Genomic DNA, 229 nt, shown 5'->3' with positions numbered 1-229 from the left:
GGAGCCGCTGCCGGGTCTCGTCGCCGCGGCCCGCCAGGGCGCGTCCGGCGACCTCACCGGCGTGCGCGTCGGCGTTGTCCGCGAGCTGCAGGGCGAGGGCTACCAGCCCGGCGTGCTCGCGCGGTTCGAGGGGTCGCTGGAGCTGCTCCGCGGCGCGGGCGCCGAGATCGTCGAGGTCTCCTGCCCGAACATCGAGTACGCGCTCGGCGCGTACTACCTGATCCTGCCG

General features: G+C 75.5%; 1 protein-coding gene. It reads left to right on the top strand.

Going from position 1 to position 229, the window contains the following annotated elements:
• Nucleotides 1–229: amidase family protein (locus KVT14_RS21935; protein ID WP_254631407.1), on the top strand; the 229-nt coding region annotated here is incomplete at both ends.

Origin of the sequence: Cellulomonas sp. GbtcB1 (genome assembly GCF_019091725.1) — a bacterium.
Classification (GTDB): domain Bacteria; phylum Actinomycetota; class Actinomycetes; order Actinomycetales; family Cellulomonadaceae; genus Cellulomonas.
The sequence above is the reverse complement of the archived record's forward strand: the minus strand, read 5'-3'. Positions and strand labels throughout refer to the sequence as shown.